General features: G+C 72.5%; 12 protein-coding genes. 4 read left to right on the forward strand and 8 right to left on the reverse strand.

The features are described from left to right. The first annotated feature begins 27 nt into the window (after positions 1 to 27). Positions 28 to 513 (forward strand): MarR family winged helix-turn-helix transcriptional regulator, encoded by a 486-nt coding sequence (locus V2J85_RS08740; protein ID WP_261954165.1) that lies wholly within the window; start codon positions 28 to 30, stop codon positions 511 to 513. An 80-nt stretch (positions 514 to 593) separates the two neighbouring features. Here V2J85_RS08740 and V2J85_RS08745 read toward each other — a convergent pair whose 3' ends face one another. Together V2J85_RS08745 and V2J85_RS08750 are read right to left on the reverse strand one after the other, a co-directional pair. After that, entirely contained in the window at positions 594 to 857 is a 264-nt protein-coding gene (locus V2J85_RS08745) for a hypothetical protein (protein WP_261954166.1), read from the reverse strand. A 125-nt stretch (positions 858 to 982) separates the two neighbouring features. Next, positions 983 to 3,727 carry a SpoIIE family protein phosphatase gene (locus V2J85_RS08750; protein ID WP_261954167.1) on the reverse strand — a complete coding sequence of 915 codons (2,745 nt, stop codon included), beginning with the start codon at positions 3,725 to 3,727 and terminating at the stop codon, positions 983 to 985. Positions 3,728 to 4,146: 419 nt separating this feature from the next. On the opposite strand from V2J85_RS08750, the gene V2J85_RS08755 reads away from it, so the two are divergent. Continuing rightward, positions 4,147 to 4,494 carry a hypothetical protein gene (locus V2J85_RS08755; protein WP_261954168.1) on the forward strand — a complete coding sequence of 116 codons (348 nt, stop codon included), beginning with the start codon at positions 4,147 to 4,149 and terminating at the stop codon, positions 4,492 to 4,494. Between the two features lie 191 nt (positions 4,495 to 4,685). On the opposite strand, the gene V2J85_RS08760 is transcribed toward V2J85_RS08755, so the two are convergent. Together V2J85_RS08760 and V2J85_RS08765 are read right to left on the reverse strand one after the other, a co-directional pair. After that, positions 4,686 to 6,149: an APC family permease gene (locus V2J85_RS08760; protein WP_261954169.1), complete on the reverse strand. Its 1,464-nt coding sequence runs from the start codon at positions 6,147 to 6,149 to the stop codon at positions 4,686 to 4,688. A 333-nt stretch (positions 6,150 to 6,482) separates the two neighbouring features. Continuing rightward, on the reverse strand, positions 6,483 to 8,567 hold the full coding sequence (locus V2J85_RS08765) for a SpoIIE family protein phosphatase (RefSeq protein WP_261954170.1): 2,085 nt from the start codon (positions 8,565 to 8,567) through the stop codon (positions 6,483 to 6,485). Positions 8,568 to 9,013: 446 nt separating this feature from the next. Between V2J85_RS08765 and V2J85_RS08770 the strand changes: the two genes are divergently transcribed. Next, positions 9,014 to 10,558, forward strand: coding sequence for an AMP-binding protein (locus tag V2J85_RS08770; protein ID WP_330821127.1), 1,545 nt, complete (start codon positions 9,014 to 9,016; stop codon positions 10,556 to 10,558). A 57-nt stretch (positions 10,559 to 10,615) separates the two neighbouring features. Here the strand turns inward: V2J85_RS08770 and V2J85_RS08775 are convergent, their stop codons facing one another. The 3 genes from V2J85_RS08775 to ligD all read right to left on the reverse strand — a co-directional run bounded on the left by V2J85_RS08775 (position 10,616) and on the right by ligD (position 13,514). Then, a complete protein-coding gene (locus V2J85_RS08775) occupies positions 10,616 to 10,927 on the reverse strand; it encodes a hypothetical protein (RefSeq protein ID WP_261954172.1) in 312 nt (103 codons plus the stop codon). Positions 10,928 to 11,081: 154 nt separating this feature from the next. Then, positions 11,082 to 12,311, reverse strand: a complete 1,230-nt coding sequence (locus tag V2J85_RS08780; RefSeq protein ID WP_330821128.1) for a PP2C family protein-serine/threonine phosphatase — start codon at positions 12,309 to 12,311, stop codon at positions 11,082 to 11,084. A gap of 180 nt (positions 12,312 to 12,491) precedes the next feature. After that, entirely contained in the window at positions 12,492 to 13,514 is a 1,023-nt protein-coding gene (ligD, locus tag V2J85_RS08785; RefSeq protein WP_261954174.1) for a non-homologous end-joining DNA ligase, read from the reverse strand. Positions 13,515 to 13,588: 74 nt separating this feature from the next. Between ligD and V2J85_RS08790 the strand changes: the two genes are divergently transcribed. Then, a complete protein-coding gene (locus tag V2J85_RS08790) occupies positions 13,589 to 14,650 on the forward strand; it encodes an ATP-dependent DNA ligase (RefSeq protein ID WP_330821129.1) in 1,062 nt (353 codons plus the stop codon). A 27-nt stretch (positions 14,651 to 14,677) separates the two neighbouring features. Here V2J85_RS08790 and V2J85_RS08795 read toward each other — a convergent pair whose 3' ends face one another. After that, positions 14,678 to 15,664 (reverse strand): MASE1 domain-containing protein, encoded by a 987-nt coding sequence (locus V2J85_RS08795; protein WP_261957296.1) that lies wholly within the window; start codon positions 15,662 to 15,664, stop codon positions 14,678 to 14,680.

Genomic DNA, 15,664 nt, shown 5'->3' on the forward strand with positions numbered 1-15,664 from the left:
GAATTTGTCAACGGGTATTTTCGTGCCATGACCGAGAACCCGGCCGACCGCGGCGCCCCCTCCGGAGAACGGGCGACCCGCCCCGATCTGGCGGCGATGATGGTGCCGTTGGGCCGCGCCCTGATGGCCGCCGAACAGCCGGCCCTCGACGCGCACGGTCTGACCATGTGGGGCTACTCGGTCCTGCTGCACCTGGACGAGACGCCGATCCGCACCCAGGCCGCGCTCGCCGAGGCGATCCGCGCGGACAAGACCCGCATCATCGCCGTCCTCGACGACCTGGAGACCCGGGAACTGATCCGCCGTCAGCCCGACCCCGGGGACCGGCGGGTACGGCTGCTGTCGCTCACCCCCGAGGGACGGCGGGTGCGCGACGCCACCCAGGCGGCCATCCAGGAGAACGAGGAACGCCTACTGGCCCGGCTGCCGGCCGCGGACCGCACCGCCTTCCTCCGCGCACTGCGGACCTTGTCGGCGATGCCCGAGCTGCGACCGCCCCGCAAGCGACCCTAGGGACACCGCAGCACACGAGCCGGTGCCGGTCCCCGCGACCCGTGGTCGCGGGGACCGGCACCGGCCGGAAGCTGCTGGAATCACTTCCAGTCGCGGTCGCCGTCCCAGCCGTAGCCGCCGTGCTGGCAGCCCTCGCTGAAGTACGGGCCGAAGAAGTCACTGACGCCCGCGTTCAGCCAGCAGCCACCGTAGTTGCCGTGACCGCGGTGGTGGTTGTAGTGGTGGTGGCGCTTGTGGTGGTGCTTGTAGCCATGGTCCTTGCCGGAAGCCATGGCGGCGCTCGCACCGCCCATGACGATGCTGGTGGCCAGGGCGCTAGCGGCGATCGCGGCGCGAATGCGCATGTCTGCTCCTCAGGAGGATCAAAGAGGTATATCGACCTTTTCAGGGATCACCTTCACAGAACCTCCTAAAACCTGACTCATCGTTAATTGGGCGAGTCGGAGTAATCAGCCGCCGCCGGCGCGTTTCACGCGCCGGGTTCCTCGCCCTCGACGGTCCCCGCGAGCAGATCGTCCGCCCCTGCGAACGGCTCGCCGTCGGCCGGCGCCTGCTCGGTCCAGATGACCTTGCCGCCGGCGGTGTAGCGGGTCCCCCACCGCTCGGCGAGCTGGGCGACCAGGAAGAGCCCGCGGCCGCCCTCGTCCGTGCTGGCGGCCTGGCGCAGATGCGGTGAGGTGCTGCTGCGGTCGGAGACCTCGCAGATCAGGGCGGTGTCGCGGATCAGACGCACGCCGATGGGTCCGGAGGCGTAGCGGATGGAGTTGGTGACCAGTTCGCTCAGGATCAGCTCGGTGGTGAACGCCTCGGCCGCCAGGCCCCATTCGATCAGCTTGCGCACCGCGGCGGCGCGCACCTGGGCCACCGCGGAGGGGTCGGGCGGGACGTCCCAGTCGGCGATGTGCGCGGTGTCCAGCACCCGGGTGCGGGCGACGAGCAGCGCGATGTCATCGCTCGGGCTCTCCGGCAGCAGCGCGCGGAGCACGGCCTCGCAGGTCTCCTCCGGGGTCCGTCCGGGCCGGTCGGCGAGGGTGCGGGCGAGCAGCGCGGTGCCCTCGTCGATGTCCCGGTCGCGGTCCTCGACGAGCCCGTCGGTGAACAGCACCAGCCGGCTGCCCTCCGGCAGCCGGCCCTGCCAGGTCTCGAACGGCAGGCCCCCCAGGCCCAGCGGCGGCCCGCCCGGCACCTCAACGGTCTCGACGGTGCCGTCGGGCCGCAGCACCATCGGCTGGACGTGCCCGGCGCGGGCCATGGTGCAGGTGCCGGACGCCGGGTCGTAGATGGCGTACAGGCAGGTGGCGCCGGTGATCGAGCCGCCGGCCTCCTCGGCGCCCTCGTCCTGGTCGATGCGGGTGACCAGCTCGTCGAGGTGCCAGAGGATCTCGTCGGGCGGCAGGTCGAGGTTGGCGAAGTTGTGCACGGCGGTCCGCAGCCGGCCCATCGTGGCGGCGGCGTGCAGGCCGTGGCCGACGACGTCGCCGACGACCAGCGCGACCCGGGCGCCGGGCAGCGGGATGATGTCGAACCAGTCGCCGCCGACGCCTCCGAGCCCGCCGCGGCCGGCCTGCGCGGGCAGATAGCGGTAGGCGGCCTCCACGGCGTTCTGCTCGGGCAGTCCGCGCGGCAGCAGACTGCGCTGGAGGGTGATCGCCATGGTGTGCTCGCGGGTGTAGCGGCGGGCGTTGTCGATGCTCACCGCGGCCCGCGCGACCAGTTCCTCGGCGAGCGAGAGCTCCTCCTCCTCGAAGGGCTCCGGTTCCTGGGAGCGCCAGAAGAGGACCACGCCCAGGATGGCGCCGCGGGCCCGCAGCGGGACGGCGATCATCGAGTGGATGCCGTGCGCCACGATCCTCCGGGCGCGCTGGGGATTCTGCAGGTGCCAGCCCCCGAACGCGGTCAGGTCCGGTTCCAGGACCGGTTCGCCGCGGTCGATGCCGGAGCCCACCGAGGTGGACGGGTCGAAGCGGACGAGGTGGCCGACCGGGTACAGCCCGCTGTCCGGCGGTGCGCCGCTGACCGCGGTGCGCCGCATCTCCGTGCCGGTGCCGGCGGTGTCGGTGGGTTCCTCGCCGGTCAGCACGTCCTCGGCCAGATCGACGGTGACGATGTCGGCGAACCGGGCGGCGGCGAACTCCGCCAGTTCCTCGCAGGTGCGCACCACGTCGAGGGTGGTGCCGATCTCCGTCCCGGCGTCGTAGAGCAGCTTGAGGCGGCCGCGGGCGGACTCGGCACGGCCGGTGAGCGCCCGGAGCTCGGTGGTGTCGCGGAGTGTGGTGACGCTGCCGGGCGGGCCGCCGGCCTGTGCGGTGGAGCGCTGGTTGACGGCCAGCAGGCGGTCGCCGACCGGGTGGACCTCGTCGGTGACGGTCCGGCCGGAGGACAGCAGCCGGGCGGTGTCCGGGTCGAGCCCCAGGTCGGCGACCGGGCGTCCCTCGACGTCCGCCGCCAGACCGAGCAGCCGGCGGGCCTCGTCGTTGGCGAGCAGCAGCCGCCCGTCGGCCCCGACGATGATCACGCCTTCCCGTACGGCGTGCAGCACCGCGTCGTGGTGCTCGTACATCCGCGTCATCTCGGCGGGGCCCAGGCCGTGCGTCTGGCGGCGCAGCCGTCTGCTGACCAGGGCGGTGCCGCCGGTGGTGAGGAGCAGCACGCCGGCCGCGGCGCCGAACAGCAGCGGGAACTGCTGGTCGACCACGCCGCTCACCTTCCTGATGGTGATGCCGGCCGAGACCAGCCCGACGACCTTGCCGTCGTGGCCGAAGACGGGGACGACGGCCTGGACGAGCGGCCCGATGGTGCCGGTGATCCGCTCGGTGACGATCCCGCCGGCCAGTGCCGGCCGCAGCGTGCCGACGAACTTCTTGCCGATCCGGTTGGCGATCGGGTGGGTGTAGCGGATGCCGTCGGTGTTCATCACGACGATGAAGTCGACGCCGGAGAGCTTGCGGGCGGTCTCGGCCCGCGGCTGGAGCACGGCGGTCGGGTCCGGGCTCTTGAGCGCGGCCTCCGTCCCCGGAGCGCTGGCGAAGGTGCGGGCGACCGCGACCGATCTGTTGCGGGCCTCGCGTTCGGAGTCGGTCCGGGACTGCAGCACGAGGGCGGCCATGGCGGCGGCGACGAGCAGGACCACGATCGCCACCTGCAGGAGAAAGACCTGGCCTGCGACAGTTCGCATCCTGAGAACCGAACGCGGGCGGTCGTAGCGTCCGGCCATGTCCTCTTTCTACACCTCCCGCATACGGTGGGCGAGCCGCGCGTTGCGGAGCGCAACCGCCGCCGGCCGGCCCCGCGGCACGCGACAGAGCCGCACCGGTCTGTCCGCAGATCGTCCCGTGATCCGGGTCCGGGCGCCAGAGGGCGGGAAGACCCCTCGGTACGTTTTACTGACGCACATATGCGAACGTCCTCGACGAAGGGGACATACGGGCACCCGAGTTCTCGGCCGTCCATGTAACTCTCCCCACAGGTTTATTCCCGCGTCCCTTCGGCGCGGGACGCCCGGGTGATCGACGGACCGGGACAAGTTGCCTGGTCAGCACGGTTCGCCGGGTTCCGGCGGCGGTCGCGACGACGGGTTCGGGTACCCCCTTGGCCGCCTACGCGCCGGCGGGCCGGTATGAGACGTTCTTGGGCATGCATGTTCCCGAGGAGATCCGTGCCGACGCGGCCGCCCTCATCGACCACCACGCGCTCGGCCGGTGGAAGCCGAACGACGCCGACCGGCGGGTCGCCGTCGCGCTCTTCCGCTTCCTGGAGACCGGGCTGCCGCTGACGGGCGAGCAGATCCGGTCCGCCCTGGCGCACCCGGCACCGGCGGACCCGGTCGACGAGCGGCTCGTGAGGCTGCTGCACGGCACCGCCGCGCTGCTCGACGACGCCCCGGTGGCCGACGGCCCCGCCGGGCGGGACGCCGTCGACCACGTCTGCCTGCTGCTGGACGCGCTGGCGCTGTCCCGCCCCGCGGAGCCCTCCGACCGGTAGACGCCGGCAGCCGGGCCCCCAGGCGCGCGCACGAGCCCCTCGTACGCGCACCTGGGGGCCCGTCGTCGGTTCAGCGCCGCTCGGACCCCCACACGACCGCTGAAGCCACGACCGCTCGAAGCACACACGACGAGGCCCGCCCGGGAGCGATGCTCCGGGCGGGCCTCGTCGGGTGCCGGCCGTGTGTACCGCTACGCCGTCACACCGGGCAGCGGGGCGGTCGTCGGCTCCTCCACGGGCGCCTGCTCGTCCTCGGGGACCGAGATGACCCAGTGCGTGGCCTGGCGCGGGCGGAGGTAGACCGCCCAGTAGACCGCGGCGGCGGCGACGATGGCGCCGGTGATGAGCAGGCTCTTGGCGCTCTGCTGGTAGAGCACCCAGGCCAGCACCACGATCAGCAGCGCCGGGACCACCGGCCACAGCGGCATCCGCCAGGCCATCCGGTGCTTGTGCTCACCGCGGCGGGAGACCAGGGCGCCGAGGGCGACGAAGACGTACATCGCGGCGACGGCGACACCGGTGACCTCGCTCAGGGTGTCGAGATTGACGAAGCAGAGCGCCGCTCCGGGGACGCCGACCACGAGGGTGGCCACCCAGGGGGAGCCGAAGCGCCGGCCGACGTGCGAGAAGGCGCGGTTGACGGCGGTCGGCCAGGCGGCGTCGCGGGCCGAGGAGAAGACCACCCGGGAGTTCTGGATCACCATCACGATGGTGGCGTTGATGATGGCCAGGGCGATGCAGAGGCTGACGAAGGTGCCGATGCCGGAGTTGCTCCAGCTCTGCACCATGCCGGCCACGTCACCGGCGCCGAGGGTCTTCAGGTCGGGTGCGCCGAGGGTGATCGCGACCACCGGGATCAGCACGACCGCGGCGCCGATGGCGAGGGTCCACAGGACCGTGCGGGAGACGTTGCGGCGCGGGTTCTCCATCTCCTCCGCGAGGTACACGGCGGTGGAGAAGCCCTGGAGGATGAAGAGCGCGGTGGCCAGTCCCGTCACGATCAGTCCGGCGGTGACGGCGGTGCTGTGTCCGTGTCCGGCGTCCACGACGGGGTGGATGAGCACGGAGGCGGAGCGGTGGGTGTGGGTGAAGCCGAGGAAGGCGACGACCGCGCAGGCCACGACCTCGAGGACCAGGAAGATGCCGGTGATCCAGGCGTTGGCGCGCAGGTCGAGCAGGCCCATGGCGGTGGCCAGCAGCATCACGCCGGCGGCGGTGTACTGCGGATCGAGATGGACGATCGGGGCCAGATAGTCGGCGGTGCCCAGCGCGATGATCGGTGGGACGATCATGACGACGATCAACGAGAGGATGAAGACCAGCCAGCCGGCGAGGCGGCCCATGAGGGTGCCGACCATCGCGTATTCACCGCCGGAGCTCGGGATCAGGGTGCCGAGCTCGGAGTAGGTGAAGGCCACGCCGATACAGAGCAGGCCCGCGATGGCGATGGTCACGGCGGTGCCGGTGCCCAGGCTGGCGAAGGAGTCCGGCACGATCACGAAGAGCGACGAGGCCGGGGTCAGGCAGGAGAGCGTGAGCAGGGTGCCGCCGACCACACCGATGGACCGGGTGAGCTTGGGCGCGGCGGCGGTTCCTTCCGCCGCACTGCGGGTGTCCCGCTCGGACGCTGCGGGGGCAACAGGCGTGTAGGGCATATCGGTTATCCGTGTCCCATCGGTGCGGGGGCCAGGAGGGGCGCCTTGTGGGGGCAGAGCGCCATGAGCGGGAGCGTCCGGCTGACCACGGACGCCGCTTCGGTGACCGAATAAAACCCCCGCCGTCGATGTCCGTCAATACCTTGTTAAGAGTGTGAGACGACGAAATCCGTCGTCAGTGACCACCCTGGAACATGGATCCATGCGCTAACAGCCGTACGGAAGCGGATTTCGCGGCTCCGGGGAATGGGTACGGATTCTGCTCCCGGCATCCGGAAACCGGCGCAGGATTCCTCCGGCTCCCGGGCCCGGCAGGTCCTCGGTGCGCCCCGGTCACTCCCCGTCGGTGCGGACCCGGGCGATGAGCAGGGCGACGTCGTCGTGGCCGTGCTCGTCCCGCAGCTCGCTCAGCAGGCGGTCGCACAGCCCCTCCAGGTCCCCCTCGGGCTCGGCGAGCACGGTGAGCAGGGTGTCCAGGCGGGCGTCGATGGCCTGGTCGCGGGTTTCGATCAGGCCGTCGGTGTAGAGGACCAGCAGGTCTCCGTCGTGCAGCGGGACCGTGGTCTGCTCGAACGGGACACCGCCGACGCCGAGCGGGGCGCCGGTGGGCAGGTCGAGCAGCTCGGGCGGGCGGCCCGCCCGGAGCACGACGGGTGGCAGATGCCCGGCGACGGCGATCCGGCAGCGGCCGTGCTCCGGGTCGTAGACCGCGTACAGGCAGGTGGCGAAGGCCGGGTCGAGGCCGGCGGCGATGTGGTCGAGGTGGCTGAGGACCTCGGCGGGGTCCAGATCGAGATCGGCCAGCGCGCGGGTGGTGGTGCGCAGCTGGCCCATGGTGGCGGCGGCGTTGATGCCGCTGCCCATCACGTCGCCGACGACCAGGGCGGTCTTGCCGCCGGCCACCGGGATCGCGTCGAACCAGTCGCCGCCGACCTCGCTGGCCGCCTGCGCGGGCTGGTAGCGGTAGGCGATCTCCATGGCCGTGGGCTGCGGCGGCCGGTGGTTCATCAGGTGGCGCTGGAGGGTGAGCGCGGTCCGGCGTTCGCTCTGGTACGAGCGGGCGTTGTCGATGCAGACCGCCGCCCGGGAGGCCAGTTCGACGGCGAGCACCGCGTCGTCCTCGTCGAACGGCACCTGGTTGCGCACGCGGTAGAGCGAGAGCGCGCCGAGCACCTCACCGCGGGCGATCAGCGGCACCGCGAGATAGGAGTGGAGTCCGGCCCGGCGCAGCAGGGCGGCGCCCTCGGCGTCGGCGGCGATGTGCGGCAGGTCGTCGTCGGCGACCTGGGCGACGAGCACCGGGCGGGCGTCGGTGACGCAGCGGGTGATCAGCCGGTCGGCGTCGTAGGAGGCGATCTGGCCGGTGGGGTCGGCGGCGCGGACGGCGTCGGTGGCGTAGGCCGCGGAGACCGCGAGGGCACGGAAGCGGGCCGGGCCGCCCGCGGCGAGCGCGGCCGGGCGCCGGCCGTCCAGGACGGCGTCGAGGACGTCGACCGCGGCCAGGTCGGCGAGCTCGGGGACGATGACGTCGGCGAGCTCATGGGCGGTCTGGTCGACGTCGAGGGTGGTGCCGACGGTCGCCGAGGCGTCGGCGATCAGGGCCAGCCGCCGCCGGGCGCGGGCGGCCTCGGTGGCGGCGCTGTGCTGTTCGGTGACGTCCACGACGGAGGTGGCGAGCCCGAGGACCCGGCCGCCGGGGTCCTCCAGCCGGTAGTACGACACCGACCACGCCTGGTCGGTGTGCGGGTCGGCGGCCGTGCGGCCGACGGTGAACTGGTCCAGCAGCGGCCGCCCGGTCTCCAGGACCTCCCGCATCCGGTCCACTATGACGTCGGTGTCGAGGAACGACAGCGCCTCCCGGACGTGCCGGCCGATGTGCCGGTCCGCGGGCAGGTCGTTGATCCGCTCCAGCGCCGGGTTGACCATGACGAAGCGCAGGTGGGTGTCCAGGACGGCCAGGCCGATCGGTGACTGGGCCACCAGGCGCACCGACAGCGCCAGGTCGCGCTCGACCCGGCGCAGCACGGACTGGTCGGTGGCGATGCCGAGGGCGTAGGTCTCACCGCGCTCGTCCAGCAGGCGCATGTTGCGGAATTCGACCAGCCGGGTGCTGCCGTCCTTGTGCCGGACGGGGAAGACCCCGGCCCAGCTCTCGCCGCCCGCCATGACCTTGGAGAACAGCTGCAGGACGAGGTCGAGGTGTTCCGGCGGGACCAGCAGCTTGGCGGCGGGCCGGCCGAGCGCCTCCTTGGCGGTCCAGCCGAAGAGTTGCTCGGCCTGGGGGCTCCACAGGGTGATCCGGCCGTCCGCGTCCAGCATCACCGCGGCCACGCCCAGTACGTCGAGCAGGCCGCCGGGCTGCCCCGGTGTGGCCCCGACCGGGGCGGCACCCTCGGGGAACGCGTCGGTCGCACCCATTCAGGCACTCCTTCCGCCGGTCCCCCTGGGACCGACAGCCGTGGCGCTCTCCGTACATCGGCCGATTCTCGCCGTGTTTCCGCTGCCCTCCATCATCTCTCGCCACGGGACGGCCCCGCAGGGAGAGCGGGAGCGGCAGGGCCGGGGCGCCCGGTGCGCGAGGGAGCATTATCCGCCGCGGGTGCCCGCTCGGCGACCTTGTCGACGATATTCGGGGCGATGGTTCCGGCCGTCGTGCGGACCCGTGGCACGGCGGGACGGGCAGGTCATGCCCGTCGTGGTGGCGCGCGGGCCGCCGCGCCACCTCCCGGCCGGTACCTCCGAGTTGGAGATGTCGATCACCAGGGACTACCCTGAATCTTTAGTTGCCTCTAGCAACTAAAGATAGGTGATCACACCCGGCGGCCGCGACCGGGCCCGCCGGCGTCAGGAGGAAGCCCGACATCATGTCCAACGCTGACCGGACATTCCGCACTTACGTGGAGGAGAACCTCGATGTACTTAGCTCCGACCCGGCGCACGAAGCCGTGGTCCATCAGGGCCGCCGGGTAACGGCGGGCGAGTTCCGCGCCCTGGTCCACCGGATGGCGCGGGCGCTGCGGGCCCGTGGCGTGGCCCGCGAGGACACCGTCACCCTGCTGAGCGGCAACCTCCCCGAGGCCCTGGTCGCGCGCTACGCGGCGAACCTGATCGGCGCCCGGGTCAACCACCTCTACAACAAGCTGTCCGCCGAGTCCCAGGCCGACATCGTCCGCGACGTCGAGACCCGGGCGCTGATCGTCGACCCGCGGTACGCCGAACGGGCCGCCGAGGTAGCCGAGTTGGCGCCGGTGCCGGACGTCCTCGTCCTCGGTCCGGCGAAGCTCGGCACGGACCTGCTGGAGCTGGCGGCCGAGCAGTCCGACGAGCCGTTCGCCAGCCTGGCCCGGCCGGAGGACGTCTGCACGATCCGCCACACCGGGGGCACCACCGGCCACCCCAAGGGCATCTGCACCACCTTCGAGCAGGCCCGCTGGTTCCGCGGCGTACTGCCGGAGAAGCCGGGCGAGCGCCGGCAGCTGGTCGCGACGACGCTGGCGCACGCGGCCGGCGCGATGGCCGACAGCACCCTGTACGCCGGCGGCACGGTCGTCCTGCTCGACGACTTCGACCCCGCCGAGGTGCTCGCCGCCATCGAGCGCGAGCGCATCACCGACCTGTTCCTGCTGCCGCCGCTGCTCTACCAGCTGATGGACCATCCGGACCGGCCGCGCACCGACACCTCCAGCCTGCGGATGGTGGCCTACGGCGGCTGCCAGGCGTCCCCGGCGCGGATAGCCGACGCGATACGGACGTTCGGCCCGGTGCTGATGCAGGGGTACGGGCAGAACGAGGCCGGCGGCATCAGCGTCCTCACCCAGGAGGACCACGACCCGGACCGGCCCGACCGGCTGCGGTCCGCGGGCAAGGTGCTGCCCGACGTCGAGGTGGCGATCCGCGACGAGTCGGGCCGCGACCTGCCGAACGGCGAGCACGGCGAGGTCTGTGTCCGCTCGCCCATGATCATGCAGGGTTACTGGAAGCAGCCGGAGCTGACCGCGGAGGTGCTGCGGGGCGGCTGGCTGCACACCGGCGACATCGGATTCCTCGACGACGAGGGGTACTTGACCATCGTCGACCGGATCAAGGACATGATCGTCGTGGTCGGCGGCCATGTGTACACCACCGAGCTGGAGGACCTGCTGAACTCGCACCCGCAGGTACTCCAGAGCGCCGTCTACGGGGTCCGGGACGCCGACCGCATGGAGCGGGTGCACGCCGCGGTGGTGCGGGCACCGGGGAGCACGGTCGACGGGCCGGAGCTGCGCGCGATGGTGTGCGCGGAGCGCGGCGCGATGTACGAGCCGGCGCACCTCACGTTCGTCGACGCGCTGCCGCTGACCGATGCCGGCAAGCCGGACAAGAAGGAGCTGCGCCGCCGGGCCGAGCAGGAGGCCGGCACCGCCGCGTGACCGCAGCGTCGGGCCGCCGCAGCCGAACGCTGCGGCGCCCCGACTTGCTACTGCCGGTCAGATGAGACCCAGCAGGCCAAGACCACCGAACCCGCCGAACGGGCCGTAGCCGAAGCCGTTGCCGTAGCCGAAGCCGTTGCCGTACCCGTTGCCGTAGCCGCCGAAGCCGCCGTAGCCGAAACGGTCGAAACCGCGGTGGTGGTGGCAGCCGTGGTGGTGGTGACGGTGGTGGCCACGGCCGAAGTGGTCGTGGCCCGACGAAGACGCCGCCGGGCTCTGGGGGGCGGCGGAGGCCACACCGGCGAGCGGGACGACGGTGGCGGCGGCAATCGCCGCGGCGGCCACAGAGCGACCTATGATCTTGCGCATTGCGTTTCTCCTGTTTGGCAGGAAATCTGACATTCCGATGAGTACCGCGCGGGATCGCAAACCGTGCAGGCGCGACGAAGAGCCACTCCAACGGCCCCAAGAATTGCTCCAGTCGCGGCAATGAAAAGGCAAAGCCCGGCGGGGAACGCACAGCTCAGAGCCGGATGACGACGAGCGCGGTGTCATCGGTCGCCCCGTCGGGCGGCAGCAGCTCGGCCAGCAGCGCATCGGCGAGCGTCTCCGCCCCGGCGCCCCGGTGCCGGGTCAGCGAGGCGGCCAGCCGCGCCAGCCCGACATCGATGTCCTCGCGGCGGCGCTCGATCAGCCCGTCCGTGTACAGCACCAGCACGGCGTCGTCGGCGAAGGAGACCAGGGCCTCGGGGCGGTCCACGTGCTCGGGCCGGGCCCCCAGCGGCGGATCGGTCGCCCCGTCCAGGAGCTCCACCCGGCCGTCCGGGTGCAGCAGCGCCGGCGGCGGATGGCCGGCGCTGCTGTAGGCGATGGTGTGGCTGGACCAGTCGATGAACGCCTCCACCGCGGTGGCGGATTCGGCGCCCTCCACCGAGCGGGCGTAGATGCCCAGCACCTCCAGTGCCCGGGCGGGCCCCGGGGTGACCAGCGTGGCGGCGCTCAGCGCACTGCGCAGCTGCCCCATGACGCACGCCGCCTCCAGCCCGTGGCCGACGACGTCACCGACCGCCACCGCCATCCGGTCCCCGGACAGCTCCGCCAGGTCGTACCAGTCACCGCAGACGTTGAGCGCCCCGACCGCGGGCCGGTAGCGCACCGCGGCCCGGTGGTGCCCCACCGGGCGGGGCGCGGGCAGCATCGCCTCCTGGAGCGCCAGCCCCACCAGCCGTTCCCGGGCGTGGGCCTGGCGGAGCCGGTCGTTGAGCTGCTGGAGCTCCTGGGCCCGGGCGTAGAGTTCGGCCGTCATCCGCTGCGGGGCGCCGCCGTGGTCCCGCGGGGCGCCGGCCCGGAGGGTCTCGGTGACCTCCTCCGTCCGGTGCACGATCAGCCGCACGCGCCCGTCCGCGTCGAGCACCGGTGCGTTGACGGGGCTCCAGTAGCGCTCCTCGAACACGCCCGGCCGGCCGGGCAGTTCGACGTCATAGCGCTGGAGGGCCATGGTGTCGGTCAGGCCGGTGGCCAGCACCCGTTCCAGGGACGCCCGCAGATTGCGCGTACCGGTGGCGTCGGGGTCCCGGGGGTTGTCGGGGAAGACGTCGAAGAGGTGGTGCCCGACCACCTGTCGCCGCTGCCGGCCGGCGCGGCGCAGCAGGGCCTCGTTGGCGTCGGCGATCATCAGCTCCGGCGTGAGCAGCAGCACGGCGCCCGGCAGCGCCTGGAAGACCGCCGCATAGTCGATCGGGAACTCGCTCACGGCCGGCCCGCATTCTCGTTCGCCACGTGCGGAATGATCTCGTCCGGCGGGCGGAGGCGCATACGCGGCGACAGACCACGGACCGCCTCCCGCGTGCGAACGGCGAGGCCGCGGCGGAAGTGCGCCGGCCGGGTCGGGTACGGCCGTCCGGGGCATCCGGTCCCGGACCGGCCGGGGCCGTCAGCGCTTGCGGGCCCGGCTCGGCTGCACCCGGGGCGGCTCGCCCGGCATCTTCGGGTGGTCCGGCGGATAGGGCAGATCGCCCAGCCCCTCGTCGGCCGCCTGCCGGTCCGCGAGGTCGAAGACGGATTCCAGCCCGAAGGCGTGGTCCGCCATGTCGGCGTGCACATCGCCGAGTTCCGCGAATCGCGGCGGCATCGTGCGCAGGTCGAAGTCCTCCGGCACGGCGTCGGACAGCTCCTCCCAGCGCAGCGGGGCGGAGACCGTGGCGCGCGGCCGGGCGCGCAGCGAGTAGGCCGAGGCGATCGTGCGGTCCCGGGCCATCTGGTTGTAGTCGACGAAGATCTTCGCGCCGCGTTCCTCCTTCCACCACGCCGACGTGACCAGGTCCGGCAGCCGCCGTTCCATGGCCCGGGCCACGGTGATCGCGGCCCGTCGGACCTCGGTGAACGTCCACTGCGGCCGGATCGGTACGTAGATGTGCACGCCCCGGCCGCCGGAGGTCTTGGGCCAGCCGCGCAGCCCGTGCTCGTCGAGCAGTGCGCGCAGCTCGTGGGCGACCCGTACGGCGTCCGCGAAGTCGGTGCCGGGCTGCGGATCGAGGTCGATCCGCAGTTCGTCGGGGTGCTCGGTGTCGTCGCGGCGGACCGGCCACGGGTGGAAGGTCAGGCACCCGAGATTGGCCGCCCAGACCACGGCGGCGGGCTCGGTGGGGCACATCTCGTCGGCGAACCGCCCGCTGGGGAAGGCGATCCGGGCGGTGGGCAGCCAGTCGGGCAGGCCCTTGGGCGCCCGCTTCTGGTAGAAGAACTCGCCCTCCACGCCGTCGGGGAAGCGCTGCATCGTCGTGGGCCGGTCGCGCAGCCCGCGCAGCACCCCGTCCGCGACCGCGAGGTAGTAGCGGGCGACGTCCAACTTCGTGAAGCCGCGCTCCGGGTAGTACGTCTTGTCCGGGTGGGACACCCGCACCGTGCGCCCCGCGACGTCCAGCTCGACGGCCTCGTTGGCCCGACCTCCGGTCATGCCTCCACGCTAGAGGGTGCCCGGGGGTTCCGCCCGGCGCGCGGGACGCGGCCCGAGCCCTCAGGATCGGGACCATGGACCTGCCCGTCATGCCCCCGGTCTCCCCCATGCTCGCCAAGCCGGTGTCCGGCATCCCCGCCGGCATGCAGTACGAGGCCAAGTGGGACGGCTTCCGGGTCATCGTCTTCCGCGACGGTACGGAGGTCGAGATCGCCAGCCGCACGACGAAGTCGCTCAGCCGCTACTTCCCCGAGGTCATCGCGGCGGTCCGGGACGAGCTGCCGCGGCGCTGCGTCCTCGACGGCGAGATCGTCATCGCCCATGACGGCCGGCTGCACTTCGAGGATCTGCTGGAGCGCATCCACCCGGCGGACTCCCGGGTCCGCACCCTCGCCGAGCGGACGCCGGCCTCCCTGATCGCCTTCGACCTGCTGGCCCTGGGCTCCGACTCGCTGATGCGCGAGCCGCAGTCCGCGCGCCGGGAGGCGCTGGTGAAGGCGCTGCGGACGGCCGGGCCGCCGGTGTACACCGCGCCCGCCACCACCGATCAGGAGCTGGCCCAGCGCTGGTTCACACAGTTCGAGGGCGCGGGGCTGGACGGGGTGATCGCCAAACCGCTGGACCTGCCGTACCGGCCCGGTGACCGGGTGATGTTCAAGGTGAAGCACTCCCGCACCGCCGACTGCGTCGTGGCGGGCTACCGGCTGCACAAGAGCGGCCCGGTGGTCGGCTCGCTGCTGCTGGGCCTGCACGACGACGCCGGTCAGCTCCAGCACGTCGGGGTGTGCGCGTCGTTCCCCATGGCCCGGCGGCGCGCCCTGGTCGAGGAGCTGGCGCCGCTGCGGATGGACGATGCCGCGGAGCACCCGTGGGGCGCGTGGACGGACGAGGAGGCACACGCGTCCCGGCGGATGCCCGGCGGGCCGAGCCGGTGGAGCGGCGGCAAGGACCTGTCGTGGGTGCCGCTGCGCCCGGAGCGGGTGTGCGAGGTGGCCTACGACCACATGGAAGGCAGCAGGTTCCGGCACACCGCCCAGTTCCGACGCTGGCGCTCGGACCGTACGCCGGAGAGCTGCACCTACGCCCAGCTGGAGGAGCCGGTGGGCTACGACCTGGGGGAACTGCTGCGGGACTGACCTCGGGGCCCACGGGGTTCCTCCCCTTCAGCGCCCGTCCTCCTCCGGCGGCCAGCGGCGGCGGCTCTCCCCCGGCGCGAGGCGGTCGACGACCTCGGCCAGTTCGGTGCAGGCCAGCTCGATCTTGCGGCGGATGGCGATCTGCTCGGTGACGATCGCCGACAGCAGCAGCGCGGTGAGCGCGGCGGAGGCGTTGAGCGCCTGCAGGTTGACCATGGACTCCAGCAGGCTCTGGCCCTCGAACGGTCCGGTGCGGTCGGTCGCCGCCGAGATCGCCAGCACGGACACCACCAGCACGCAGGGCGCCGCACCGGCCAGTTGGAAGCGCAGCGCCGCCCACACGATCACCGGGAAGACCAGGAACAGCAGCGACAGCGTGCTGTGCACCGCCACGAGGGAGACCAGGACCGCGGCGACCAGCAGGGCCGCCGCCTCCGCCGACCGGACGAGGAGCAGGTCCCGGGGCGGCCGCAGGGTGCGGGCGGCCAGCACGAGCGGGGTGACGACGAGGACGCCCATCGCGTCGCCCACCCACCACGCCGCCCAGGTGCGCCAGAAGTCCCCGGCCGGCAGCGCGCCGGTGATGACCTGGGTGCCGCTGCCGAACGTCGCGCTGATCACCATGCCGGCGATCGCGCCGAGGGCGACCAGCGCGACGCCGTCCCGCAGCCGGTCCAGTTCGGTCCGGAACCCCACCTTGCGCAGCATCAGGCAGGCGCACACCGGGGCGAGGGTGTTGCCGGTCATGATGGCGAGGACGGATCCGTCGAGCGGGCTGATCGAGGCGACGACGAGGAGCGTCCCGAGGAAGAAGGCCGGCCAGGTCCACAGCCCGATCAGCAGCAGGCTGCTGAGCGCGATACCGGTGGGCGGCCATAAGGGCGTGACCACGGCACCGGCGACCACCACCTGTTCCAGCAGCCCGATCCGGGCGGACGCGTAGTAGACGGCGGCGAGGACGAGGATCGTCAGGGCTGCCGGTGCGAGACGGCGGAGTTGCTCGGTACGCACCAC

It is taken from the genome of Streptomyces bugieae (assembly GCF_036352915.1).
GTDB lineage: Bacteria > Actinomycetota > Actinomycetes > Streptomycetales > Streptomycetaceae > Streptomyces > Streptomyces endophytica.